General features: G+C 69.7%; 25 protein-coding genes. 18 read left to right on the top strand and 7 right to left on the bottom strand.

Annotated elements, in window-relative coordinates:
- The first annotated feature begins 38 nt into the window (after nt 1–38).
- Nucleotides 39–722 (top strand): hypothetical protein, encoded by a 684-nt coding sequence (locus tag VZF99_RS13555; protein ID WP_407335060.1) that lies wholly within the window; start codon nt 39–41, stop codon nt 720–722.
- Nucleotides 723–1,111: 389 nt separating this feature from the next.
- On the top strand, nt 1,112–1,627 hold the full coding sequence (locus VZF99_RS13550) for a hypothetical protein (protein ID WP_120286410.1): 516 nt from the start codon (nt 1,112–1,114) through the stop codon (nt 1,625–1,627).
- Nucleotides 1,628–1,707: 80 nt separating this feature from the next.
- Here VZF99_RS13550 and VZF99_RS13545 read toward each other — a convergent pair whose 3' ends face one another.
- A complete protein-coding gene (locus VZF99_RS13545) occupies nt 1,708–2,076 on the bottom strand; it encodes a GntR family transcriptional regulator (RefSeq protein ID WP_407335059.1) in 369 nt (122 codons plus the stop codon).
- A 65-nt stretch (nt 2,077–2,141) separates the two neighbouring features.
- A complete protein-coding gene (locus VZF99_RS13540; RefSeq protein WP_407335058.1) occupies nt 2,142–3,239 on the bottom strand; it encodes a CaiB/BaiF CoA transferase family protein in 1,098 nt (365 codons plus the stop codon).
- A 265-nt stretch (nt 3,240–3,504) separates the two neighbouring features.
- On the opposite strand from VZF99_RS13540, the gene VZF99_RS13535 reads away from it, so the two are divergent.
- The 5 genes from VZF99_RS13535 (at nt 3,505) to VZF99_RS13515 (ending at nt 8,404) form a co-directional block, all read left to right on the top strand.
- Nucleotides 3,505–4,380: a hypothetical protein gene (locus VZF99_RS13535; protein ID WP_407335057.1), complete on the top strand. Its 876-nt coding sequence runs from the start codon at nt 3,505–3,507 to the stop codon at nt 4,378–4,380.
- Between the two features lie 116 nt (nt 4,381–4,496).
- On the top strand, nt 4,497–5,753 hold the full coding sequence (gene purT, locus VZF99_RS13530; protein ID WP_407335056.1) for a formate-dependent phosphoribosylglycinamide formyltransferase: 1,257 nt from the start codon (nt 4,497–4,499) through the stop codon (nt 5,751–5,753).
- A 38-nt stretch (nt 5,754–5,791) separates the two neighbouring features.
- On the top strand, nt 5,792–6,358 hold the full coding sequence (locus VZF99_RS13525) for a DUF1648 domain-containing protein (protein ID WP_120286406.1): 567 nt from the start codon (nt 5,792–5,794) through the stop codon (nt 6,356–6,358).
- A 143-nt stretch (nt 6,359–6,501) separates the two neighbouring features.
- Complete coding sequence (locus tag VZF99_RS13520; protein ID WP_154829769.1) at nt 6,502–6,903, top strand: hypothetical protein; 402 nt, start codon at nt 6,502–6,504, stop codon at nt 6,901–6,903.
- Complete coding sequence (locus tag VZF99_RS13515; RefSeq protein ID WP_407335055.1) at nt 6,881–8,404, top strand: alpha/beta hydrolase; 1,524 nt, start codon at nt 6,881–6,883, stop codon at nt 8,402–8,404. Before VZF99_RS13520 ends, VZF99_RS13515 begins: the two co-directional genes overlap by 23 nt.
- A gap of 224 nt (nt 8,405–8,628) precedes the next feature.
- On the opposite strand, the gene VZF99_RS13510 is transcribed toward VZF99_RS13515, so the two are convergent.
- Nucleotides 8,629–10,098, bottom strand: coding sequence for an FAD-dependent oxidoreductase (locus tag VZF99_RS13510; protein ID WP_407335054.1), 1,470 nt, complete (start codon nt 10,096–10,098; stop codon nt 8,629–8,631).
- Between the two features lie 80 nt (nt 10,099–10,178).
- On the opposite strand from VZF99_RS13510, the gene VZF99_RS13505 reads away from it, so the two are divergent.
- Genes VZF99_RS13505 through VZF99_RS13495 form a run of 3 tightly spaced genes read left to right on the top strand, consistent with a single transcriptional unit; the run spans nt 10,179 to nt 13,056 of the window.
- Nucleotides 10,179–10,595 carry a rhodanese-like domain-containing protein gene (locus VZF99_RS13505; protein WP_407335053.1) on the top strand — a complete coding sequence of 139 codons (417 nt, stop codon included), beginning with the start codon at nt 10,179–10,181 and terminating at the stop codon, nt 10,593–10,595.
- On the top strand, nt 10,559–11,887 hold the full coding sequence (locus VZF99_RS13500) for an O-succinylhomoserine sulfhydrylase (protein WP_407335052.1): 1,329 nt from the start codon (nt 10,559–10,561) through the stop codon (nt 11,885–11,887). The genes VZF99_RS13505 and VZF99_RS13500 overlap by 37 nt, the downstream gene beginning before the upstream one ends.
- 17 nt (nt 11,888–11,904) lie before the next feature.
- The gene (locus tag VZF99_RS13495) at nt 11,905–13,056 is read left to right on the top strand and encodes a hypothetical protein (RefSeq protein WP_407335051.1); all 1,152 of its coding nucleotides are present in this window, start codon (nt 11,905–11,907) and stop codon (nt 13,054–13,056) included.
- A 77-nt stretch (nt 13,057–13,133) separates the two neighbouring features.
- On the opposite strand, the gene VZF99_RS13490 is transcribed toward VZF99_RS13495, so the two are convergent.
- Both VZF99_RS13490 and VZF99_RS13485 read right to left on the bottom strand, forming a co-directional pair.
- Complete coding sequence (locus VZF99_RS13490; RefSeq protein WP_407335050.1) at nt 13,134–13,763, bottom strand: hypothetical protein; 630 nt, start codon at nt 13,761–13,763, stop codon at nt 13,134–13,136.
- Between the two features lie 175 nt (nt 13,764–13,938).
- The gene (locus VZF99_RS13485) at nt 13,939–14,145 is read right to left on the bottom strand and encodes a hypothetical protein (RefSeq protein ID WP_407335049.1); all 207 of its coding nucleotides are present in this window, start codon (nt 14,143–14,145) and stop codon (nt 13,939–13,941) included.
- A 67-nt stretch (nt 14,146–14,212) separates the two neighbouring features.
- Here VZF99_RS13485 and VZF99_RS13480 point away from each other — a divergent pair, with 67 nt between their 5' ends.
- Complete coding sequence (locus tag VZF99_RS13480) at nt 14,213–14,527, top strand: hypothetical protein (RefSeq protein ID WP_407335048.1); 315 nt, start codon at nt 14,213–14,215, stop codon at nt 14,525–14,527.
- 1,191 nt (nt 14,528–15,718) lie between these two features.
- Here VZF99_RS13480 and VZF99_RS13475 read toward each other — a convergent pair.
- Both VZF99_RS13475 and VZF99_RS13470 read right to left on the bottom strand, forming a co-directional pair.
- Nucleotides 15,719–16,177: a signal peptidase I gene (locus tag VZF99_RS13475; RefSeq protein WP_407335047.1), complete on the bottom strand. Its 459-nt coding sequence runs from the start codon at nt 16,175–16,177 to the stop codon at nt 15,719–15,721.
- 897 nt (nt 16,178–17,074) lie between these two features.
- Nucleotides 17,075–17,821, bottom strand: coding sequence for a SipW-dependent-type signal peptide-containing protein (locus tag VZF99_RS13470; RefSeq protein WP_407335046.1), 747 nt, complete (start codon nt 17,819–17,821; stop codon nt 17,075–17,077).
- Nucleotides 17,822–18,214: 393 nt separating this feature from the next.
- Here VZF99_RS13470 and fgd point away from each other — a divergent pair, with 393 nt between their 5' ends.
- The 7 genes from fgd (at nt 18,215) to VZF99_RS13435 (ending at nt 25,038) form a co-directional block, all read left to right on the top strand.
- Entirely contained in the window at nt 18,215–19,234 is a 1,020-nt protein-coding gene (fgd, locus tag VZF99_RS13465; RefSeq protein ID WP_407335045.1) for a glucose-6-phosphate dehydrogenase (coenzyme-F420), read from the top strand.
- A complete protein-coding gene (locus VZF99_RS13460; protein ID WP_407335044.1) occupies nt 19,231–19,869 on the top strand; it encodes a suppressor of fused domain protein in 639 nt (212 codons plus the stop codon). Before fgd ends, VZF99_RS13460 begins: the two co-directional genes overlap by 4 nt.
- A gap of 41 nt (nt 19,870–19,910) precedes the next feature.
- Nucleotides 19,911–20,528 (top strand): methylated-DNA--[protein]-cysteine S-methyltransferase, encoded by a 618-nt coding sequence (locus VZF99_RS13455; protein WP_407335043.1) that lies wholly within the window; start codon nt 19,911–19,913, stop codon nt 20,526–20,528.
- A 140-nt stretch (nt 20,529–20,668) separates the two neighbouring features.
- On the top strand, nt 20,669–22,024 hold the full coding sequence (gene egtB, locus VZF99_RS13450; RefSeq protein ID WP_407335042.1) for an ergothioneine biosynthesis protein EgtB: 1,356 nt from the start codon (nt 20,669–20,671) through the stop codon (nt 22,022–22,024).
- Between the two features lie 80 nt (nt 22,025–22,104).
- Nucleotides 22,105–23,085 (top strand): L-histidine N(alpha)-methyltransferase, encoded by a 981-nt coding sequence (egtD, locus tag VZF99_RS13445; protein WP_407336135.1) that lies wholly within the window; start codon nt 22,105–22,107, stop codon nt 23,083–23,085.
- 9 nt (nt 23,086–23,094) lie between these two features.
- Nucleotides 23,095–23,679 (top strand): hypothetical protein, encoded by a 585-nt coding sequence (locus VZF99_RS13440; RefSeq protein ID WP_407335041.1) that lies wholly within the window; start codon nt 23,095–23,097, stop codon nt 23,677–23,679.
- Nucleotides 23,680–23,748: 69 nt separating this feature from the next.
- Entirely contained in the window at nt 23,749–25,038 is a 1,290-nt protein-coding gene (locus VZF99_RS13435; RefSeq protein WP_407335039.1) for a DUF222 domain-containing protein, read from the top strand.
- The last annotated feature ends 72 nt before the right edge of the window (nt 25,039–25,110 follow it).

Below are 25,110 nucleotides of genomic sequence, written 5' to 3'. Positions count from 1 at the left end.
GCCGGAACCGGCCGACCCCCTCGAGAACGGAGCATCACATGCGTTCCTCCACCCGCCTCGGAGTCGCCGCCGCGGCTGCCGCCATCGCCTCGGTCACCGCCTTGTCGGGCGCGGCCAGTGCCCAGATCGGCGGAGACACGGGCAGTGTCGCTGCGGGCGACTTCACGACGAAGTCGCCTTCCATCCTGGTCTCCGACCGAACCGATGACGGGGTCGAGGTGACGTACACGAACAAGGCCGACCGGTCCGTCGCATGCATGGGGTACTCCGCGCCGGCAGAGGTCATCAAGGCGTTCGACGCGCACGTCGATCGGTACGGGGTTAACAGCCTGACCGCGGACGCCAGCGAGGCGATGAGCGACACGCTCGAGAAGTACGAGACTGAAGAGATGGCCGCGCGGATCTTCGGGCTACTCTTCGACGGTACGGTCGTCGGTGCCACCGGCGGCGGAGTCGGCTTCGACCCTGAGCTCCCCGACGTGTTCATCGACCGCGATGAGTCCATGACGTGGGACGTGCCCGCCCCGACCGGCTACCAGGCCGAGGCGTTGGTCCTGTGTGTCGAACCCAACGAAGAGTTCGACTACGAGGCCGTCGAGGGGCAGGATGCGATGCCGTTCTCTTATGCTGAGTACGTCTCCACGACCCAGGGGCGGGGTATTCTCGGATCGCTCGACGTCGGGGGCTCGCTCGGTAGCCTGACCGGTTCGCTCGGGAGCTGACGAGCCCGGATCCACCTCACCTCCGGCGCCCGAGCTTCGCCGGGGGTGAGGTCTGTATTCCGGGATCTGGTCGTGGATCAGGGCGGCGGGCCGGGAATCTGAGGCAGTTCGAAAGCGGTGCTGGCAACTCCAGCGAACCGCCGTCAGCGCTCCCGGAGCCCCGCGCGTCGCTGGGCTTCGGCGCACTGCGGTCGGCCACTTATCGGTGCCGGGGATCGGGACGGCGACCTGAGACGTCACGCAACACAGTCGTTGCCAGCGCCCCTCGATAAGGAAGGATTCAGATTTTTAAGGTGTCAAGGTGATTCACGCCATGTGTTAATGCGGTTAGCATCGGTCAGCGTGGCCGAGATTCGGCCGCTGTTTCGCAACGCAAGGGGGCCTAATCCATGCGTCTTACCACCAAGCTTGGTGCTTCCATCTCCACTGCGGCTCTCGGTGCCGCTGCAGTTCTGGGCGGTGCCGGGGTCGCCCAGGCCCAGTCGCTCGGTTCGCTGGGGTCGTCGGCGCCCGACGCTGTCACGCTGACAGTCGCGGGCGACACCGAGGTCGTGGGCGGTGAGATCACCAACAACACGGAGGCGGATCTCACCTGCGTTATCCGCGTCACTGACGCGGACGTTGTGTCGGACGTCGAGAACGCCATCGATGAGGACACGACCTTCACCGAGGCATGGGCCCAGTACGACGACGAGATCCAGGCCGCCAATGCCGAGGGCAAGAACGCCCTCGCCTCGGCGACCGTTGCGGCCGGCGCAAGCGTCGACTGGACCGGCGTCGGCAGCTACGATCCCGAGGCGGACTACCGCTCGGGCGCGGTCGCGACCTGCGGGGACGAGGTCGCCTTCGCCTACGAGCCCGGCGGGCTCTTCGGCTCGCTCGACATGGGTTCGCTCGGTAGCTGATAAGCGGAGCACCTGAGCGCGACGCCCCGCCATCACACGAGGTGGCGGGGCGTTTTGCGTTCACTTGCTGGAGTGGGCCGTCAGTCCAGGTTCTTGAACGCGTTGCGGACGGCCTCCAAGGCATCCTCGAGGCCGAAGCCGGCGCCCGACGAGCGCTCGACGAACTCCTCTGCCGCCCGCGTCAGCGCTGCGTCGGCCACGTCGGCGGCGGAGACGAATGTGCCCGATCGGCCGCGCCCCTCGAGCACGCCGGCCTCCTCGAGTTCGCGGTACACCTTGGCAGCGGTGGCGGTGGAGACACCCGCCTCTTCGGCCAGCTTCCTCACAGCGGGCATGCGGGTTCCCGCCGTGAGTTTCCCGCGTGAGACCGCCTCGACTATTTGGCCCTTGAGCTGACGGAACGGCGGGTCGGACGATGCGGGATCGACGATCAGGACGACCCCGGCCACGCGGGAACCACCAGCCGGAGGGCTATCGTTCGCCGATCGAGGCGCGGCCCCCGGATCGGTCATGCTCAGGCCCACACCTGGTCGATCGCGGCGGCCTCGGTCGGGGGAGCGGTCGGCACCGTGGGGGCCGGAGTTCGCGAGAAGCGAGGCGCGGGCGCGGGCCCGGCATCGCCGGCGACCTCGACGAAGGTCTCGCGCGCTGTGTTGTGGGGGTGGTCGAGCGCCTCGGTGTAGGTCAGCACCGGCGTGGTGCAGGCGTCGGTGCCGTAGAACAGCTCGGCCCACTCGTCACGGGGCTTCTCGGCGAACTTCCCGGCGATGATCTCGCGCAGTTCCTCCCAACGGTCCATGTCGAACTGGCCGGGCATCCCCTCGCCGTCGATGCCCAACAGCCGGGCGAACTCGGCGTAGAACTGCGGCTCGAGGCAACCAACCGCCATGTACTTGCCGTCCGAGCAGGTGTAGACGTCGTAGAACGGGTACCCGGTGTCGAGCATGTTGGTCCCGGCGACGTCCGACCACTGGCCGCGGGCGCGCATCGCCCACTGGAACTGGCCCAGCACCGAGGCGCCGTCGGTCATGGCGGCGTCGATGACCTGGCCCTTGCCCGAGGTGGCGCGCTCGATGATCGCGGCGAGGATGCCCTGGATGAGGAACATCGACCCGCCGCCGAAGTCGCCGACGAGGTTGAGCGGCGGCACGGGGCGCTCGCCCTTACGGGCGGTGGCGTTGAGATGGCCGGTCAGCGAGATGTAGTTGAGGTCGTGGCCGGCGGTGTGGGCGAGCGGGCCGTGCTGGCCCCAGCCGGTCATGCGGGCGTAGACCAGGCGCGGGTTGAGCTCCAGGCACTCGTCGGGGCCCAGGCCCATGCGCTCGGTGACCCCGGGGCGGTAGCCCTCGACCAGCACGTCCGCCTTGGCGATGAGTCCGCGCACCTGCGACAGGCCCTCGTCGCTCTTGAGGTTGGCCTCCACCACGGTGCGGCCGCGGCGGGTGATGTGCGCCCAGCCGCCGACCTGGGTATCGAGCTCCCCGGGGCGCATGACGGTCACGACGTCGGCGCCCAGGTCCGCCAGCATCATGCAGGCGTGAGGCCCGGGGCCGATGCCGTTGAGTTCGACGACGCGGATGCCGGCCAGGGGGCCGGTGGAGGAACTCGTCACAGGTGTGCCCTTTCATGTGGCTTTGAACACACATTATCGCCTAACCGTCGAGCGGGTTAGAGGCAGGTGGCCGGTACTGCTGTTGCGCCTGTGGCCAGTGATGATAAGAAAGTTAACATCTAATTATAGAACCCTTAAGTCTGCGCCGCTTACGACCGCTGTAGGTGTGATCTATGCCACGCTCAGCGAAGGCGTTCACCTGAGCGTTAGCGAGTGTCACCGCGGTCCTCGATGTGGTGACTTTCCCTCACTGCAAGGAGCATTCATGTTCGTTCGTAACCGATTCCTGGCCGGAGCATCGGCCGTCGCCCTCGCTGCCGGAACCACCTTCGCGGGTGCCGGCATCGCCTCCGCCCAGGATGACGAGTCGACGGGCTCGCTGGGCAGTAGCTCGATCGATCTCGGAGAGATCGCCGGTGATCTCGAGACCGCTGGCGAGGCCCTCAGTGGACCCGTCACGGTCGCGCCCAATGAGGAGGGTGGCCCGACTGTCACCTATACCAACGAGTCGGATGCCGACCAGCGCTGCCTGGGGGCCACCGCCCCGTACTCGACGATCGAAGACAACGACCTCGAGACCGACTACCCGGAGGGCGACCTCGCGGCTGGCATCGCGCTCATCACTGCCATCGAGGCCGGCGGTGGGCTGACCCACCTCCTTGCCGACGACGAGGGGGCTCCAGCAGTGGAGCTCGACGATCCCGTGGTCGAGAACAACGTCGTTCAGAACGTTCTCCCGTTCGTGTTCGGTCAGCCGGGCCGCTCTGTCCTGGTCGAGGCCGGGGCGGATGTCAGCTGGACCGCGTTGTCGCCGGAGACCCCGGCGGTCGGCATCGTCCTCTGTGTCCCCGTGAACGAGGACGGCACGCTCGGAGGGTTGGAGACCAACTTCGGTATCGACCCGCAGGTCGTCGCGGACCAGATCAACGGCAGGATCCCCGGAGGTTCTGTGGAGCCCGTCTCCGCGGGATCCATCTCCGGCGGCAGCGTCGAGATGGGCGCTAACGTCCTCGGTTCGCTCGCTGCGGCCAGCTCGGAGGACGGAGAGGGCGAGGGCAGCTCGTTCATGAGTTCCGGGTTCAGCGAGGCCGGCAGCGGTGGAGACGATACCGACGACCTCCCCCCGCTTGAACCGGCGTAGTGATCGCAACGCACCACAATGTTCGACCGGTCGGGCCCGGCACCTCACGGTGCCGGGCCCGATAGTCTGTTCAGCCGCACTTCGGCTGTCGTCGCAGGTCTACTAGCGTGGTCGACATGACCGACCCCCACGATCCCCTCGCCCCGCCCACCGTGGACCGCTTCGGCACGCCGGGTGCGCCGACCGCGACCCGCGTGATGCTGCTCGGCTCGGGCGAGCTGGGCAAAGAGGTGACGATCGCGCTGCAGCGTCTCGGTGTCGAGGTCATCGCGGTCGATCGCTACGACGGAGCCCCGGCGCACCAGGTCGCGCACCGCTCGCACACCATCGACATGACCGACGCCGACGAGGTGCGCCGGGTCGTCGAGCTGGAGAAGCCCGAGGTGATCCTGCCGGAGATCGAGGCCATCGCCACGGCCGCGCTCGCGCAGATCGAACAGGACGGCCTCGCCCGCGTCGCGCCCACCGCCCGCGCCGTGCAGCTGACGATGGACCGCGAGGGCATCCGCCGCCTCGCCGCCGAGGAGCTGGGCCTGCCCACGAGCCGCTTCGCGTTCGCCTCCTCGCTGGAGGAACTGCAGGAGGCGTGCTCCCGGATCGGGTTCCCGTGCCTGGTCAAGCCCACCATGTCGTCGTCGGGCAAGGGACAGTCGTCCCTCCACGGTCCCGAGGACGTGGAAACGGCGTGGGACTACGCGCAGTCCGGCGCCCGCGTCGCGGGGGCGCGCGTGATCGTGGAGTCGTTCGTCGACTTCGAGTACGAGATCACGCTGCTCACCGTCCGGAGCGTCGACCCGGAGACGGGACAGATCCGCACCGACTTCTGCGAGCCGATCGGCCACCGCCAGGAGCGCGGCGACTACGTCGAGTCGTGGCAGCCGCAGGCCATGACCCGCGACGCCTACGACTCGGCGCGGTCGGTCGCGGCGCGGGTGACGGGCGCGCTCGGCGGGGTCGGCGTGTTCGGCGTGGAGCTGTTCGTCAAGGGCGTCGACGTCTATTTCTCCGAGGTCAGCCCCCGTCCCCACGACACCGGACTCGTGACGTTGCGCAGCCAGGTGCTCAGTGAGTTCGAGATGCACGCGCGCGCCGTCCTCGGCCTGCCGGTGGTCACCACCATGGCCAGTCCGGGCGCGTCCGCGGTGATCTACGGCGGCGCGGGAATCGCCGAGGACGGCGGGACCGTCGAGGGAGTCGGCTTCGAGGGCATCGCCCGGGCGTTGGCCGTGCCGGAGTCCGATGTCCGTCTGTTCGGCAAGCCGTCCGCCAGTGAGTTCCGCCGGATGGGCGTGGCCGTCGCGACCGCCGAGGACGTCGAGATCGCGCGTGAGCGCGCCCGCGAGGCCGCGTCGCGTGTGACGGTGGTGAGGTAGGTGCGGCCGGTGATCGTGGGTTGGGAGGGCGCCGCGAGATGACGACGACGAGGTCCGCGGCAGACGACGCACGCGATCTGCCGAAGGAGCCGACGGCGCCGTGGATCCTGACGCTGTCCGTGGCAGTGATCCTGGTGTGGCTCGGCGTGCTGGCCTGGCAGGTGGCCGTCCTGCCGGATCGGGTGCCGACGCACTTCGGCGCGGGCGGCGAGGCCGACGGTTGGTCGACCAGGAACGGCGCGTTGGCGTTCTCCGCGCTACTGCCGCTGGTGGTCGTCCTGCCGATGCCGCTCATGTCGAGGCTGGTGGTGTCGGCTCCCGAGTTCATCAACGCCCCCAACAAGCAGTGGTGGACTGCCTCCGGAGCCCGACTGCGCAGGTTCGAGAGGTTGCTGCGTGAGGACCTGTGGCTCATCACCGCGTTGACGCTCGCGCTGCTGGTGGCGGGACAGGTGGGCATCGTGATGGCTGCCCGGTCCGGGACCGATCAGATGCCGGGGTGGGCGCTTCCGGGTGCCCTGGTGGTCTTCATCGTCGGGCTGGGAGCGGTGCTCGCTCGCATGTTCGTCGGCGGGCGGTACGCCGAACAGCCCGACCTGCGCTGAGAGACGGACCGGCTCGCCCGGGCCTGTGAATGGTCGTCGACCTCATCCACAGGCCCCCGCTGGCGGGCCCTGTGCGTCGTACTCCGCCCATAGCGTGACCTCTCGAACGGCCCGGATGCCCGGGCCGGAGGGGAGCGGGGACGATGGCGGAGCAGGGGGAGCGAGCCGGTGGCGGGGTCGCCGCGCCGGGCGCCACGGCCGAGGCGGGCCCGCTGGGGGCCGTGCTCCTGGCGTTCGAGCAGACGGCGGTGACGGCCGAGGCGGCCCGGGTCCGCGACGCGGGCGTGGACACGGCCGCCAGTGCGGCGGATCTGGTCGCGGCGCTGGAGGAGGCGTCGGCGGCGGCTGCCGGCATGGCGGCCGGAGGTGCGGGGGCGCTGCTCACCGGTCCCGCGCTCGCCGAGTGCGCGGACCTGCTCGCCCGGCGGGCCCGGGAGCACGAGGCGCAGAGCCGGCGGATCGCGGAGGCGATGGCCCGGGCCGCCGGACTGCTGGCGGAGGCGGATGAGGAGGTGGCCCGCGGTGTCACCGGGACAGCGGGCTGAGGCGCTGGTGGTGGCGATCGACCACGCCGAATCGCGGGCGGCGGCGGTGGGTCGGCGGATCGCCGAGTCGGCCGAGGACCTCGACATGGTCGCCCGCCGACTGGGCGGCGCGGTGGCCGGTGACGGGATAGGCAGCGGCGCGGCGGTCAGTGGAATGGCCGACGAGGGCGGGTGGTCCGGCCATGCGGGGGCCCGGGCGCGCAGCCGCGCTGCTGACGCTGCCGCCGAGGCCAGGATGGTCTCCGGCAACTGCCTCTATGTGGCTGACGTCCTGCGGGCCGAGGGGGCGCGGCTGGCGCGGGCGGTGATCAGCTGGAGCGACGACGAACTCGCCGCGCCCGGCACCGGGGACACCATCGCGGTGGGGGAGGCGGATCGCGGCCTGGCGAAGCGGCTGCGCGAAGCTGCCGACCATCTCACCGGGCACACGGATCCGGCGACGCGCCCGTGCATCGACCTGTCGGGATCGACCGACGACGATCCCCGGGCGGTCGCCGAAGTGTGGCACGGGCTGGGGCCTGCCGACCGGGCCAGGCTGGCCCGTGACCACCCAGAGCTGGGATCGGTGGACGGCCTGTCGTCGGCGACGCGGGATGCGATCAACCGGACCCGGTTGCGCCGACTGCTCGACGCGGCCGACACCGGCGCCGGCGGCGACGGGCTCGCCGGTGCCGCTCGGGGCCTGTCCGCGTTGGCCGCGCACCTCGAGGCCGACCCGCGACGGCATCTCCTCGACCTGCACCCGGACGGTCGCGCGGTGGTCGCGAGCGCCGATCCCGACACCGCCGACCGGGTGGTCACGCTCATACCGGGCACGGGGTCGTCGCTGGACACCCTCGATCGCACCGGCGAGCGGGTGGACGCGATGTGCGAGGCGGCCGCCTCGGGTCTCGAAGGGGCCGCCTCTAATCCCGGTGCGGCCGGTTGGACACCCGACGCGGCCGTCGAGTCCTGCGTCGCGGTGTCGTGGCAGGGCTACGACGCGCCCGCCGACGTCGCGACCGCCGGCTCCTCGACGGCACCCGCGCGAGCGCATGCCGCTGACCTGCGGACCTTCGCGGCAGGGTTGGACGCGGTGGAACGCAGGGACGGCGACGACGCTCCCCATGTCGCGGTCGGGTACAGCTACGGGTCCGCGGTCCTGGGGGCGGCAGCCGAGGACCCGGAAGGGCTGGCAGCCGACCGGATGATCCACGTCGGCAGTCCCGGCGCGGGCGTCGACTCGATCGCCGGGCAACGGGTCGACGAGGTCGGCGTCGCTCGGGCGGCGGGGCAGGACGAGGTGGTCGGCGTCGCCTCGCGCTGGGATCCGGTGCCGTGGTGGTCGATCACCGGCGTACTCGGCGGCCGCCCGGGCACCGGGGAGTTCGGCGGACTCGCGGTGGACGTCACGGAGCCGGACTCGGGCGCCGACTCGGTGCGCAGCGCCCACTCCCGCTACTTCGACCCGGGCACGGTGTCGCTGGACGAGATCGGCCGGCTCGTCGCGGAGACGGACTGACCCCGATAGCGATAGCGCCCCACATTCACGACACCGGCAGCGCCCCGCATCCCCGACACCGACAGCGCCCCGCATCGACCGCCCCGGCCGGAGAAACCGACCCCCGCACAATCCGCTACCCCGTCTCCGGATCCGCTACTCGGATTCGGGTAGCGGATCGGGAATCCGAGTAGCGGATTTCTCCGAGGCTGGCGGTGGAGCGGATCCGACAGGGGAGGGAAGGGTCAGCGGCTGGTGGAACGGGAGGCGCGAGCGACCTCCAGCATCTCCGCGCGGCCCGGCAGCTTGGTGCGTTCGCGGCCCGCCGCCTCGCCGAGCCCACGCTCGTGGGCGTCGATCTCCAGCCAGGCGTCGCCGTCGACGAGGTCCACGCCGCGGTCGGTGAGCAGGTCGCGCACGGCCTGCGGGTCCGGCTCGGAGGGCTCGGGCAGCGTGCCGGACTCGAGCTCGGTGGCCAACTGCCCCACGGTCTCCACCGCGCAGGAACGGTTGGTGCCGATCACCCCGGAGGGCCCGCGTTTGACCCAGCCCGCGGTGAACAGGCCCGGCAGGTGCTCCCCGCCCGGCGAGTCGAGGATCCGGCCGGAGTCGTTGGGGATGGTCGCCGAGTCCTGGTCGAAGGGCACACCCTCCAGGGCGGCCGAACGGTAGCCGACCGCGCGATAGACCGCCTCGACCTGCAGGTCCTCCGTCCGGCCGCTGCTGCGGACCCGCCCGCCGACGCCCTCGGGTCCGGGGACGGGCTCGGTCACCGCCAGGCGCAGCCCGGACACCCGGCCGTCGGAACCCAGGATCTCGACCGGGGACCGGTGGAAGCGGAACCGCACCACCCGCTCGCCGGCCGCGAGGGCGGCGGCCTCGGCCTCATCCGCCGAACCGTGCCCGGCCTCACGCTGCGCCCCGGCCCATTTCTCGAGTTGCGTGCACACCTGCCCGACCCGGCGATCGCTGTCGCGGAGGGTGCGCGCCTCGTCGTCGTCGTACTCCAGGTCGGCCGGGTCCACCACGATCGTGACGCCCTCCACCTTGGTCATCTCCCGCAGCTCCAGGGGCGTGAACTTGGCGTGGACGGGGCCGCGGCGGCCGATCACCGACACCACCCGGGTCGTGTTGGTGCCGAACCCGGCGCGGACGTGCTCGGGGATGTCGGTGGGCTCCAACTGCTCGGGGCTGCGCACCAGCATGCGTGCCACGTCCAGGGCGACGTTGCCGACGCCCACCACGGCCGCGCGCTCGGCGGTCAGCGCCCACTCGGGGTGCGCATCCGGGTGGCCGTCGTACCAGGTCACGAACTCGGCGGCCCCGTACGACCCCTCGAGGTCCTCGCCCGGGATGCCGAGCCGACGGTCCGCGAGCGCGCCGGTGGAGAAGACGACCGCGTGGTAGAAGCGGTGCAGGTCGTCCAGGGTGAGGTCGCGGCCGAACTCGACGTTGCCGAGGAACCGGATGCGCGGGTCGGCGGCGATCCCCTCCAGCGTGCGGGCGATGCCCTTGATGCGGGGGTGGTCGGGGGCCACGCCGTGCCGCAGCAGACCGTAGGGGACCGGGAGCCGGTCGATGAGGTCCACCACGATCCCGCGTCCGGAGGGATCCCGGTTGTCACTCCAGTCCAGCAGGGCCTCGCTGGCGTAAACCCCCGCCGGGCCGGACCCCACTACGGCCACCCGGAACGGGGAATCTGTGACAGGCGTCATGTCCGCGATCGTCGCACAGAAAGGCGAGCGGGGTACCTCGACCCAGTCGATCTGCCGTCGGGGGAGCATAATCGACACCCATGAGCGACTACGCCGGGGACCTATCGCCCCGCCAGGCCTGGGATCTGCTCGCGTCCGATCCCGACGCGGTCCTGGTGGACGTCCGTACCAGCGCCGAGTGGCAGTGGGTCGGCGGCGCCGATCTGTCCGAGCTGGGCAAGCGCACGCTGGGTATCGAGTGGATGACCTCGGCGGGCCAGCCCAACGAGCGGTTCGTCGAGCACCTCGGCGAGGCCGGTGTCGCCGCGGAGACACCGGTGTTGTTCCTGTGCCGCAGTGGTGGCCGGTCCGCCGCCGCCGCGAGCCAGGCCACCGCCGCCGGATACCGCACCGCCTACAACGTGGCCGAGGGGTTCGAGGGCGACCCGGACGCCGCCGGACACCGCGGCACCGTCAACGGGTGGAAGGTCGCGGGCCTGGCCTGGCGCCAGTCCTGACCGGGCCACCACGGCCAGCCCGCCACGCCCGTACGCCCCTCGCCCCGCCGCATCACCCACGCACCACACACAAGAAAGCAGCGATGAGAAACAACAAGCTCCCCGACGGTCTCCACCCCGACACCCTGGGCGTCCGGGCCGGGCAGATGCGCACCGGCTTCGAGGAGACCACCGAGCCGATGTTCCTCAACTCCGGCTACGTCTACGAGTCCGCGGAGGCGGCCGAGGCGTCGTTCAACGGCGAGAAGCAGCGGTTCGTCTACTCCCGCTACGGCAATCCGACGGTCGCGATGTTCCAGGAGCGGCTGCGGCAGATCGAGGGCGCCGAGGCGTGCTTTGCCACCTCCTCCGGCATGTCCGCGGTATTCGTGGCCCTGGCCGCGCTGTGCGGGAACGGGTCGCGCCTGGTGGCCTCGCGCGCGCTGTTCGGCTCCTGTTACGTGATCTGTGCCGAAATCCTGCCGCGGTGGGGTGTGGAGACGGTGTTCGTCGACGGCGCCGACCTCGACCAGTGGCGCGAGGCGCTCAGCGAGCCCACCGACGCAGTCTTCTTTGAGACCCCCTCCAACCCCATGCAGGAGCTGGTCGACGTTCGCGCGGTGTGCGATCTCGCCCACGCCGCCGGCGCGCAGGTGGTGGTGGACAACGTCTTCGCCACCGTCCTGCACCAGAAGCCGCTCGAGCTGGGCGCGGACATCGTCGTGTACTCCACCACCAAGCACATCGACGGCCAGGGCCGCGTCCTCGGCGGCGCCGTGCTGGGCACCGAGGAGTACATCTCCGGCCCTGTGCAGAACCTCATGCGCCACGCCGGGTTCGGGATGAGCGCGTTCAACGCGTGGGTCCTGCTCAAGGGCCTGGAGACCATGAGCCTGCGCGTCGAGCGGATGAGTGCCAACGCGCTGGAGGTGGCGCGGTTCCTGGAGTCGCACCCGGCCGTGGAGCGGGTGACATACCCGATGCTCGAGTCGCACCCCCAGTACGAGTTGGCGCGGGCGCAGATGTCGGGCGGCGGGTCGGTGGTGACGTTCGGGTTGAAGTACGACGACGACGAGGGCGGCCGCGGCAAGAAGGAGTGCTTCTCCCTGCTCAACTCGTTGGAGGTCATCGACATCTCCAACAACCTGGGCGACGCCAAGACGCTGGTGACCCATCCCGCGACCACTACCCACGCGTCCATGGAGCCCGAGGCCCGCGCCGCGGTGGGCATCGGCGACAACGTGGTCCGACTGTCGGTGGGGCTCGAGTTCGCCGGAGACCTCATCGAGGACCTGCGTCGCGGTCTGGCGTGACGGTCTAGATTGATCGTATGTCTGATCGGGGTGAACATTCCCGGACCCGGGTAGCGGTCCTGCCCGCCGCCCACCCCGCGGTTCGCCGGATCACCGGCCTGGACGGGCTGGGCCATGTGGAGCTGGTGCCCGTCCGGCCCGGGGTGGTGAACGGGCAGACCCCGCCCGATGCGGTGACTCCCGCGGAGTTCGATCCCGGACATGAGGCGTCGGGCGAGATTCAGCGCGACGGGGACCCGCTGGGCGGCGTCGACCTGGCGCACGTGCACTTCGGTTACGACTACCTCGAGCCGGAGAGCGTGGACGGGGTGGTGGAGCACCTGTCGCGGGCCGAGGTGCCGATGGTGCTCACCGTCCACGACATCGTCTACCCGTCCCACGAGGACGAGCTGCCGCACCGCGATCACACCGGCACGTTGGTCGAGGCCGCCGCCGCGGTGATCACGCTGACCGAGGTGGCGGCGCACGAACTGTGGGTGCGGTGGGGCGTCGAACCGGTGGTCGTGCCGCACCCGCGGCTGCTGGACGAGGACGAGATCTCCTCCGCCATCCGCGCCGGGAAGCACCTGCGCGGCCCCGGCGACCCGCTGGTGGTGGGGGTGTTGCTGGAGCGGATGGGCGAGAACATCGACGGCCCGGAGCTATTGGACCAGCTCGCGCCCGTCGCGCAGGGGCGGCGGGGCTCACACCTGCGGATCGTCGTGGAGGCGCAGGCGTGGCGCGACGCGTGCGGCGAGGACCGCGAGGCCGGCGGGCACCACCTGGTTGCGGAGCTGGCGGCCGAGGGTGGTTGGGAGTCGGTGCGGTTGGTGAGGTACGAGTCGCTGGACCTGGCGCCGGTGCTGCCCGAGTTCGCCGCTCTCGACGTGTGCGTGTTGCCGTACCGGTTCGCCACCCATTCCACCTGGTTGGAGTTGTGCCGCGACCTGGGCGTCTCGCCGGTGTTCCCCGCGGTGGGATTCCTGCGGGAGCAGTGGTTCGACCGTTGTGATCCGGGCGATCATTCCGGGGAGATCTACGATCCCGGCGACCCGTCCGCCGCGGCGGTGGCGGTCAGGGCGGCGTTGGAGAATCCCCGGGCCGTCCCGCCGCGGGTCGCGGGCGCTGATCCAACGAGTGTCATCGCGGCCCATGCGCGGATCTATGCCGAGGCCGCCGGGCGCCGCTGAGCGTCCCGGGGGGCCGGGGCGCGGTGGGGTGGTGGCTGAGCTCGGCCGGGCCGGGCTGGGGCCCTGCGCCGGGCCGGCTAGGAGTCGGCGTCGGCGCGGGCGATGTCGACCGGCCAGGCCAGCGTGAGCATCGAGTCGGTGGCCGGGGCGGCCGCGTCCATGCTCAGCTCGAGACACACGGTGACCGGGGATCCGGGCGTGGTGCGGGTGGCGCCGGGCAGGACCAGCGGTTCGTCGACCGTCGGCGCGTCGAGTGGCACCGGGCGGTCACTGTCGCCGGCGAGGATGCTGGGCGAGTCGAGGTCGAACGCTGGCGCGGCGCATGCTCCGCCGCGGGCCGAGACGGCCCGGACCCGTACATGGGACGCGGTCTCAGGGTCTCCCTCGATGAGGGCGCCCTCGCCGATGTCGACGTGGGCGTCGGACCGGGAGTCGACGGTGGTGCGTAGTGTCAGGGGCTGGTAGGCGGAGCGATTGCGCAGGCCGGCTGTGTCCACGCGGACGGGGAAGTGGCCGCCGTAGGAGGAGATGGGCGCGGTCCAGGTCGTACCGAAGTCGGTGGACGCCTGGACGGACCACGCCGAGCTGCGCAGTTCGGACTCGCGGGTCTGCGCTTCGCGGTCCTGGACGATCACCGTCGCGCCGAGTGCGCAGACGGAGGCGGCACCGAGTGCGACCAGGGTGGTCGCCGCGTGCCGGATGCGCATGACTCCTCCGAGGGGCCGTCTGGTGGAGATCGGTCCAGAGGAGGGGGCTCTGGTGCGGGCGGGGCCGCAGTGATCGCCGCGTTCACCAAGATTATTGACTGATGGCATCGAGTCGTTACATTCGGCCCCGGCGAGTGGCGAATCTCACGTCGAGGATCGGCGTGTCGCCCGGCCGTCAGCGAATGTAGATCACGGTGCCGGTCTCTTGGTTGACGGCGGCCCAGCGCCAGCCGTCCACGTCGGGGTCGGTGGAGGTGAACATCGCCCAGGTGTCGCCGGGGTCGCCGCCGTTCAGCCAGATCTCCAGCGCCGCCACGCCCTGCTGAGCGTCGGTGGGGACGGTGGTCCCCTGGGCGACGACGACGAAGTCTTCGCTGTTCACGTCCACGGTCACGGTGCCGACGTCTTCGAGTCGAGCAGTGGGCGACAGGGTGCCGGGTTCGTCGGGAATGACGACCGCGGGCGCTGCCGAGGTGGTGGTGACCGTCTTCGTCGCCGGCGGGGTGGTGGTGCTCGTGGGCGAGGCGGTGACGGTGGGCGCCTGGCTGGTGACCGTGGTCGTCCGCCGTGTCGTACTGGTCGTCGCGGCGGTGGTCGTTCCCGCGGTTGTCGACGCGTCCTCTCCGGAGGGGTTCGGCGGCGCCGAGGTGGTGGTCTCGGATGCGGTCGAGTTCTCGAGCGGGGAGGTCAGGGTGGTGGTGGGTAAGAGTTCGGCCGCAAGGGCGTTGACTTCGTACTTGTCCACCGACTCCGGCATGGCCTGAAGTAGGGCCGGAGCAGGATGGATAGCCGGATTGTAGGGTGTGAGCCCGTTTCCCCCAGGTAGTGATGAAGGGAATACTCCGCGCTGGGCGGGGAGAGAGGGGTCGACTATTCGTCTAACCCCACACTCCGAGCGAGACAGAACGAAATACATCTTCGCCCGCAGTTCGCTCGGCAGAATAAGGTTCGTGTCAAAGATTTCTACGTATGCTGCGATTTCGGATATCGCGTAGGGTTGCCCGTTTGAATCGCTGGCATGTTTAGTAACGATGGGCATAACCCTCACGTAAGGGTTTCCGCCGAGTGCGCCTACGTTCCAAGCTTCCGAGATCTGACGGTCAGGAAGTGAGATGCTCGTAAACCCATTTGGGTGGGGGGGCTGCCCCGATGCCCAGATTGTTCGAACTCTGTTAGAGAACGTCCCGTAGCTCAGGTATGGATTCGAAGCGCCTTGTTCTGTGCCAATATCGATGCGCCCAGTCGGTGGGTGCGCTTCAGCGGAGTTCATTCCGCACTTAACCGATGTGGAAAGGTTCGCGGCATTCAGAAAAGTGATGTAGGCGTTGCTGGACGCGATCGAAAAACCAAAAGCATCGGTAGTGTTCGATGCCGCTGCGAAGCTATTGCTCTGACCGCAGTTGGCTTGCTCGGATAAGGTAGGGCTTATGGAGAGGCACCGATAGTTCCGCGGCGGCATTCGGAAAGGACCGAATAGGCCGGGATTCGAAAACTCTTTTATGGCGCCCCAATTGTGCAGAGAGTTGCTTGCAGGATCGACGTCGCCGAGGGGGTTAGGGTTTGAGGCTCCGTCTCGAACTGCCTCCCCGAGGCCTTGATAGCGCTGATCCCAAGTCCTTGTGAATCCCGGCTTCGAGGTAGTTGTCTCCCTCGTCGGGGAGATCGGGGGCTTGTCGAGTTGCGTGGTCCACCGAAAGACCGATTGGTATGTCATCCCGTCATTGTTTACGGCCGCATCAGCAGACTTGACAGAGCCAGCTACCACAGACGCGAAAGCTGTTGGCCATCGCGTCTCAATACTGGCCTTCGCCACCTCGGTATCGTTCCAGGCTGCCTCAGTCAGTTCGGTGCCCCCGCCAACGGCGCCGGATAACGTTAATAAGCCAGCGATAGCGAGCCCGCCGACGGACGCCGCAAAACTCCGGAGACGGGTGGAGGGGCGGGAAACGTTCATGTCACTGCTTCCGGGGCCAGAATGCCCACACAACGAGGAGGGAAGCCGCGACGGTGATCCCGGCCATGTACTTGGGTCGGCTCACCGCGGACACCACGTAGGCGAGCCCGGGCGCGTGCCAGAGCACCTTCCTGACCTCGGTCACCTCGTACGGTTGCGAGTCCGGTGAATCGTTGGCGTCGCCCTTCATCTCGATCGAGTAGGTGCCGCCACCGAGCGGAGTCACGGACACCACGCGATGGGTCACCGGTAGTCGGCCCTCGCCTCGCGAGACCGTGGTGACATCGCCCACCTTGATGTCGGAGGCGGGTATCTGTCTGACGACGGCGAGGGAGCCAGTGGGAATGGTGGGAGACATCGACCCGGTCTTGAACATGATCAAGCTGATGTTGAGAGCGAACGCGGAAGCGGTGGCGATGATGCAGACGACTCCGAGTGCGGCGAGAAGTGTGAGCAGCAAGTCTTCGACGCGTGACCATATCGGTCTTCTGGACGTCCGGCCCGTGTCGCCTTGCAGGGGGGCGCCGCTGTCGGCGGCAGGGGATGTCATGGGGTGGGTGCCTCCCCTGTGAAGGTCCACGTGGGTTCGATCGATGCCCCGTTGACGCTTGGGCTGGCGGTTACCGCAGAATCACGGAGTGAGAACTCGAAGCACACCTTGATCGTGTTATCGCCTGTGGCTAGCAAGTCGAAAGTCGCGGCTGGGACCGACCCGAGACCGCTCCCGGACTGAACTAGCAGTGTCCCGTGAGGACTAGCCCCAAATGCAGTACTACAGTCCGGGTCTGCATTCGCTTCTACAGCGCGAGCTCCGTATCTGATGTACGTGCCCCACAATGCTAATTCGGGAGTGCCCGCTGTCGGAGCGTTGCTGGCAGTAGACATCGAAACCGTCGAGGCTACGGAGAGACTGGAAGTTCGAATATAGAAGTGAGCGTATTTGGTTTGGCCCGGAACCAGCGAGAGCGGAGTGGAGAACATCTCGAGCGCGTTCTCGCTGTCGTGATCGGCGAAGGTTCCATTGAGTTCGGGGGAGCTCTCCAGGTCGACCACCTCGGCCACATTGAACGTGCCGCCGGCCCACACCGAATCGGCGAAGGCGGCCACTGTCTCGGTCTGGCTAACCCCAGCCAGGGCCAGCACGAGCCCCAGCCCCCCGGCAGCCGTGACGGCAGCACGACGAGCCCGGGGCCGAGAGGGCGAACCGGAGCTGGACACGAGCACTCAGCTTTCTCGCTGCAGGGCAATCGGTGATGAGAGCGGGCATTGGCGAGCGAGGGAGTATGTAAATGAAGCCGGGCGAGAGGCTGTCTCGCCCGGCCAATACCTACACCCTGCTGGCAAGCCGATCTGGCGATCAGCTGGTCGGAGTCTCGGACTCGCCCCTGAAGTCCCAGACGATGGACGAGGGAGATGTGGTGTCAAGCAGCCCGATGGCATCCTCGTCATCCTCCAGGGTCACCTGGATGCACAAGTGCTGCTGGTTGAGGAAGTCTTGCTTAACCAGCAGGTCCTGGGTGTCTTCGCCCGGGAGGATGTCGCGCTGGCCGGCCGTGTTGGACACTGTGGTCGAAGTGGCGGTGAACACTCCGTCGTTCCAGGCGGGGAGCGCTGTGACGGCAGCTGAATCGTCGAGAGTGGTGGACGGATCATCAGCAACACACTCGGTGGGGTCGCCGATAACCCTGATCGCGTAGCTCAGGTGCGGAGCGAGTACGCCTGACGCAGTCGCCTCGTACATCCACACTCGGCCGTCGACGTCAGTGCCGGTCGGCTGGGCAATACTGAATGGGGCAGCCACCGTCTCACCTGGATACATCTCTAGCGCATCGATTTGGAAACTGAGGTCAGCCGATCCGGCGGTGGTCTCGTACTGGTCATAGGCGGCCTCGTCCAGGGCAACTGTGTTTCCGGGCGACCCGATGAGGTCGAACGAACCGGTGTTGAACGTGCCGTCTGCGAACACATCGTCCGACCACGCAGCCAGGGTCACCGCGGCGCCGAGGCCGAGGACCACGCCGCCGGCGAGGATCGCCTTGCGCTTGCGGGCCCGGTCCTGCTTCCGCTGGGCGTCGGGGTCGAGGGGGGTGGAGGTGGCGTCCATGTGCGCCCTGCCTTTCCAAGGGGGGACCACGCGATGATCCTGGGAATGGGGCGTGTCGGCCTCGGACTGGCTTCGGACTCGAGCGACACAGAGCCGCTGCGGCGACCCGGTGAGTACATTACGAACTTATTAACAAGCGCGCAAGCATGGGTAGGGATTGTTTTCGCAGATCAGTGCACCGATCAGTCGATCGGCCCGAGGTGGTGAGGTCGGGAAAGTATTAGATCAGACTGTGAGAGGGAGCGCGCTCCGTCGTTTCCGGTGGTCATGAAGGCGCAGGGGTGGCGCTTGTCAACATGCACACCCCCGACGGGCCGTATTGGCATACTCGGCCCCGTGCCCCGCGCGCGCCAGAGGTGAATCTGGTCACATGCCTACCTGCAGGAGAAGCCGATGCCCGACACCCCGTCCCTGAAGCTCGGTTACAAGGCGTCGGCCGAGCAGTTCGGTCCGCGTGATCTGGTGGAGTTCGCCGTGATGGCGGAGCAGGCGGGGATGGATTCGGCCACGGTGTCGGATCATTTCCAGCCCTGGCGTCACGACGGTGGTCATGCGCCGTTCTCGTTGGCGTGGATGACGGCGGTGGGGGAGCGCACCGAGCGGCTGCAGCTGGGCACCTCGGTGCTCACCCCGACGTTCCGCTACAACCCGGCGGTGTTGGCGCAGGCGTTCGCGACGATGGCGTGCCTGTACCCGGGCCGCATCTTCCTCGGTGTGGGTACGGGTGAGGCGCTCAACGAGATCGCCACCGGCCACCAGGGTGAGTGGCCGGAGTTCAAGGAGCGGTTCGCGCGCCTGCGCGAGTCGGTCCGGCTCATGCGCGAGCTGTGGACAGGTGAGACGACCAATTTCGAGGGTGACTACTACTCGACCAAGGATGCGTTCCTCTACGACGTGCCCGAGGGCGGTGTGCCGGTGTACGTGGCGGCGGGTGGTCCGGTGGTGGCCAAGTACGCGGGCCGGGTGGGCGATGGGTTCATCTGCACCTCGGGCAAGGGGATGGAGCTGTACACCGACAAGCTGCTGCCCGCGGTGGAGGAGGGCGCGGGGATCAACGAGCGGGACTCGGCGCAGATCGATCGGATGATCGAGATCAAGATCTCCTACGACCCGGACCCGGAGGCGGCGTTGGAGAACTGCCGCTTCTGGGCGCCGCTGTCCCTGACTCCGGAGCAGAAGCACTCGGTGGACTCCCCGCGCGAGATGGAGCGCCTCGCCGATGAGTTGCCGATCGAGCAGGTCGCCAAGCGGTGGATCGTGGCCTCCGACCCCGACGACGCCGTGGAGCAGGTCCGTCAGTACGTCGACGCGGGCCTGAACCACCTGGTCTTCCACGCCCCCGGCCACGACCAGAAACGCTTCCTCGACCTGTTCAAATCCGACCTCGAACCGCGTCTGCGAGCCCTGGCATGAGTAACGAGACCAACCTCCCCGGCCCGGACACGGCCGATCTCTCCGGCCTCGAGGGCATCCTCGGCCACAAGGAGTCGGTCCGCGTCCTGCGCTATCCGCACGAGACCGAGCCGGATGAGGAGGGACAGACCACGGACTGGCACTGCGACATCGTCGTCGTCGACGACGTTCCCGCGCCCGGTTTCTCCACCTACGCCACCGTGGGCGCACGTGAGCTCCCCACCAACGTCACCACGCCCGAGGGGCGGCAGATCCGCTCCGAGTTCGTCACCGTCGGTCGTACCGGGCACCGCGCCATGGCGGACGTCCTGGATGCGTGCGCTCTCGCGGTGGCCACCGGTTCCATCCACGTGGCGCCCGGCGCGGTGATCCCCAACGCGGTCGGGCTGGTCGATCCCGGCCGTACGTGCGAGCACCTGGTCCTCACGCCGCCGTTCCTGTGGCCGGACCTGCAGGTGGTCGACGAGACGGGCGGCCCCGACGGCACCGGCCCCCTGCTCACGCGCCTGCAGGCCGTGCCGATCACCACCGCGGAGATGTCCGCCATCGGACGTGACGGCGCCGACGCCCTGTTCGAGAAGCTCGACACCGCCGACGCCGACGTCACCAACCCGGACCGCCCGAGCGTGGTGTGAGTGGGCCCAGTGTGAGCGGGCCTGGTGTGAGTGGGTCCCGTGTGAGCGCGCCTGCGCCCCGGACGCCCCGCGGTGTCACGCACGTACTCACCACCGCGGCCGGGCTGATGCTCGTCGAGGCCACCCCCGACGGCATCGCGCGCCTCGTCCAGGTGGACGCGGACCAGCTCGACGCAGACCAGCTCGACCACAGGGATGCCGCCGCGACCTGGTTCAACGTGAAACATCACGACGACGACGAGGGCCGCGATCCCGAGCCCGGCGCCGCGGCGGAGCACCTCGCCCGCCTGGCGGAACAGGTGGAGGACTACCTGGCCGGGAGGCTCCGCGGGTTCGACGTCCCGCTGGACTGGGCGGCGGCCGGGGTCCACGATGAATTCTCACGTGAGGTCTACCGCGAGATCCAGCACATCCCCTACGGCGAGACCTCCAGCTACGGCCAGGTCAGTATCGACGCCGGCCGGCCACGCAACGCCCGTCGCGTCGGCCGGCTGTGCACGCTGGTGCCGGTGCCGTTCGTCATCCCCGTCCACCGGGTGATCCGCGCCGATGGCGGCATGGGGAACTGCCCCGAGTACCGGCTGCGGCTGCTCGAGCACGAGCGACGCAACATCGCCGCCGAGCGTGCCGGAAAGCCGGGCCCGCTCCCGTTCCGGTAGGCATCGCCGCCGTTCGTCCGGGCACGGCCGGATCGGTGGGACGGCGGCCACACCGTGGTTAGGGTGGCGGTCAGCGTCGGGGGCCGAGGGGTCCGCCGGCGCGGACCGCCTGCCGTCGACCACAACCCACGGGGGAAGCCATGACAGCCGGAACCGTCGCCACCACTGCCCGCGCCGAGAGCGTGGTCGAGAAGTTCCAGCAGGTCCGGGGGCTCACCGACCTGCTCGCGTCCCGGCTCAGCCCGGAGGACCAGATCCCCCAGTCGATGACCGCGGCCAGCCCCGCAGCGTGGCACCGGGCGCACACCACCTGGTTCTTCGAGGAGTTCGTGCTGGGTCGGCTGCCGGGCTACACCTCGCCGGAGCCGGTGTTCCGCTTCCTGTTCAACTCGTACTACGAGGCGGTCGGCCCACGGCAGCCGCGGCCGCAGCGCGGGCTCGTCACCCGCCCGTCGGTGGCGGAGATCGGGGACTTCCGCGCCCGCATCGACGAGGCCGTCGTCGACGCCCTCGAGGCGGGCCGGGTCGACGAGCGTGGCCTCGAACTGCTGGAGCTGGGCTGCCATCACGAGCAACAGCACCAGGAGTTGCTGCTCATGGACATCAAGCACCTCTTCTCGCACAACCCGACCGACCCGGTCTACGTCCACAGGGCGGCGGACCCGGCAGGAGCGGCGCCGGGGGAGACCGAGTGGCTCGCCGTCGCCGAGGGGGTCGCGCAGGTCGGCGCCCCGGCTCCCGGCGACTCCGACGTCGGGGACGGTTCGGGCGCCACCGCCGCAAGCCCCGCCACCGCCGCAGGCCCCGCGTTCTCCTATGACAACGAGCGTCCCCGCCACCGGGTGTGGATCCCCGGCGGTGAGGTCGCCACCCGCCAGGTCACCGTCGGCGAGTGGAAGCAGTTCATGGCCGACGGCGGTTACTCCCGGCCCGAACTGTGGTTGTCCGACGGCTGGGCCACGGTCCAGGCAGAGGGCTTGGATGCGCCCGGGTACTGGCGACGTGAGGACGACAGCCCGGTCGGCCGCGCCGCTGGCCCCACGACCGCCGCCGACGGTGAGTGGACCACCTTCACGCTGAGCGGCCGGCGGCCGGTCGTCGACGCCGAGCCCGTCATCCACGTGTCCTTCTACGAGGCCGACGCCTACGCCCGCTGGGCCGGCTCACGGCTGCCCACCGAGTTCGAATGGGAGGTCGCCACCACCGGCTGGGAGATCCGCGACGAGCTCGACCCCGACCGCTGCCACCCGCGGCCCGCCGCGGAGCGGACGATCGGCGGCGTGTGGGAATGGACCGCCAGCGCCTACCTGCCGTATCCGGGGTTCGTCACCGAGGAGGGCGCGGCCGGCGAGTACAACGGCAAGTTCATGTCCGACCAGCATGTCCTCCGCGGTGGCAGTGCGTTCACGCCCGCCGGCCACACGCGGCACACCTACCGGAACTTCTATCCCGCCGCCTCGAGGTGGGCGGCCGCGGGACTGAGGCTCGCCCGGTGACCGGCGCGCGCGAGGTGGCCGCCCAGCCCGGCGCCGCCGGGCCCGACGTCCCCGGTGCAACAACAGCAAAGACAACAACGATGACAACGACGACGACGAGCACCGCCGATCCCGACACCGCCGCGCTCGAATCGGATCTGCGCGCCGGGTTCTTCGACGACCCGCCGACCGTGCCGCCCCGCTGGTTCTACGACGAGAAGGGCAGCCTGCTCTTCGACCGGATCACCCGGCTCGCGGAGTACTACCCCACCCGCGCGGAGGCGGAGATCCTGCGGACGCGGGCCGTCGACATCGTCGGCGATGCCGACACACTCGTCGAGCTCGGGGCCGGGACCTGCGAGAAGACGCGGGTCCTGCTCGACGTCCTCGCCTCCCGCCCGACCGGCGCCACTGATCCAGCCGGCCCACTGTTCGTTCCGGTCGACATCAGTACCGAGATGCTCTTCGGTTCCGCCCGTGCGCTCACGGCCGAGTACCCCGGACTGCGTGTCGTCCCGGTCGTCGGAGACCTCACCGCCCTCGACGGCCCGCTACCGGGCGAGCCGGGCGGGCGGCTGGTGCTCTTCCTCGGCGGCACGATCGGCAATTTCAGCGAGGCCCAGCGAGCAGAGTTCCTCGCGATGCTGCGCGGCGTCATGGACCCGGGCGACCGGTTGGCGCTCGGCTTCGACCTCGTCAAGAGCCCCGAGCGGCTGGTCGCGGCCTACGACGACGCCGACGGCGTCACCGCCGAATTCAACCTCAACATGCTCGACGTGATCGCCCGGACCGTCGAGTGCACCGGGCTGGACAGGCGCGATTTCCGCCACGAGGCCGTGTGGAACGCCGCCGAGAGCAGGATCGAGATGTGGTTGCGGGCGGTCCGCGACGTGCACGTCGACTTCCCGACGCTGGGGCGCTCGCGAACCCTCGCCGCGGGGGAGGGCATCCGCACCGAGATCGCTCGGAAGTTCGAGCCGGACGCACTCGCCGACGACCTCGCCGGCCACGGGTTCGTCGGCCCGACCGTGTGGACCGACGACGCCGGGGACTTCGGGCTGGTCCTCGTCGTCGTCGACTAGGGGTATACCGTGACCCCCGGGGGCGCCCCGGATCTCGCCGATCGGGCCCGCGGCCTTCTCGGGGAGGCCCGCGAGGCCGGGGCCGCCGTCGACTCGGCGGCGGCTGAACTGTTCCGGCTGGGCGGGGAGGTCGCGCGCGCCGGCACCCGGGCCGAGGCCGCCCGGAGCGGGGCGCACGTCGCGGCCGAGCGGGACCTGGTGAGCGGATTGCTCGACGAGCTGGACGTGATGGCCCGGGTAGCGGATCGGCTCGTCGCCGAGCTCGACCGGGCCGACGGCGGCGGGCGAGGCGCCGCCGACGGCGGGGCCGGGCCGCGGGCGACCCTCGTCTCCGTTCGGCGGGTCATCGAGGCGGCGGACAGCCGGGGCCGCGAAGGTATGTGGTTGGGAGAGCTGGCGACGGACCGGGTTCGGGATTTCGCCGAGTTCGAACTGCTGTACTCGCGCGCGTCGCAGCACCTCGACCGCCGCCGGTGGGACGCCGCCGACGCCGTCCTGCCCCGGCTCGTCGCACTGGATCGCGCGCTGGTGAGCACGGAGATCGGCGCGATGCTCGACGAGCTCAAGTTCCGCCTCATGACTTCGCGGGGATGACGCGGGCCGAGCTGCGACGATGCGCTTCCGGACCGGTTCGTGTCGTACGTGTGTTCTATGCTTCGGGGTATGGAACAGGGAGTATGGGATGCGGAGGGGCGGGGCGGTGAGCGGGACGAGCCGGCCCCGCTGACCGACGTTCTCGCGTTCCTGGAGGCGTCGGTGGAGACGCTGTGCGCGGTCGACTGGGCCGAGCACGACGCGGACGCGCTCGCCCACGCGGTGGGTCGCGTGGAGGTCGTGGCCCGGCGGCTGGACGCCAGTGGCTCCCGTGCCACTGCCGAGTTGGCGGCGCTGCACCGTCAGAAGGGACGCACCGCCGGTGGCGTCGCCGCGCTCCTCGCCGAGAAGCTGGGACTGGCGAAGGGCACGGTGCACGGTCGGATCGACGCCGGAGGACGTCAGGCCACCCCGGCCGGGCGGGCGGCCGCGAACGGGGAGATCACCGGCGAGCACGAGCGGATCATCGCCCGAGCCGTCTCCGGTCTGCCCGGAACGATGGGCGGCGACGCCAAGGTGTGTTTCGCCGAGGAGCTCACGGAGTTCGCCCGCACGGCGGCGCCCGCCGACCTGCGGGCCGAGGCCGCCCGCCGGGTCGCCGCCCTGTGCCCGGACCGCGGACGGGACCGCGAAGAGCACCAGGAACGTCAGCGCTCGGCGCGGCTCGGCGCGGTCCGGTCCGACGGCACCAGCACCCTGACGATGACCCTGACGCCCCGCGGCCGCGCCCTGGTCGAGAGGGCACTGTGCGACTTCGGCGGGCCCGGCGGCGCCGTGGAGTGTGAACCCGGGTCCGACGAGCGCACCCCCGAGCAGCGCGCCCACGACGCCCTGGTGCACCAGTGGGCCCTCGGTTCGACCGTCGACCCCGCCCGCCCCAAGGGCATCGCGACCATCGTCGTGCGGGTGACACCGGAGCAGCTCGAGGACCCCACGACGCTAGTGCAGACCGACGCCGGCACCCAGCTCAGCGTGCGGCAGGCGGTCTCCATGGCCGGAACGATGCCGTGGTTCGTCTCCCTGCTGCGCGACGGCCGGGAGGAGCTGCACCGGATCGACGTGGACGCACACCCCGATCGGCGCCTGGCGTCGGCGATCCAGCGGTTGGTCCTCTACGCCTCCCACGGAGGGTGCACCTTCCCCGGGTGCACCGCCCCGGCCAGGCGAAGTCAGTTCCACCACGTGAGGGAATGGTCCAGGGGCGGGCCGACGACGGTCGCCAACGGGGCACTCGGCTGTCCCGTCCACCACGGGTTCGTCGGCGACGGCCCCGGAGGGTGGACAACCGTGGTGAACGCCGCCTCGCCCGGCCTGTGCACGTGGCTGCCTCCCGGCGTCGACAGGCTCACCGATGTGTGACGACCCGCCCCGGACCGGGGTGGGGGATCGGGCCGTCGGGTGTGTACAAGGTGTGCTGCGCCGCCGGCGCTG

This window comes from Dietzia kunjamensis, assembly GCF_045689975.1.
In the GTDB taxonomy this organism is placed as follows: Bacteria; Actinomycetota; Actinomycetes; order Mycobacteriales; family Mycobacteriaceae; genus Dietzia; species Dietzia kunjamensis.
This window is presented reverse-complemented; position numbering and strand designations above follow the sequence as displayed.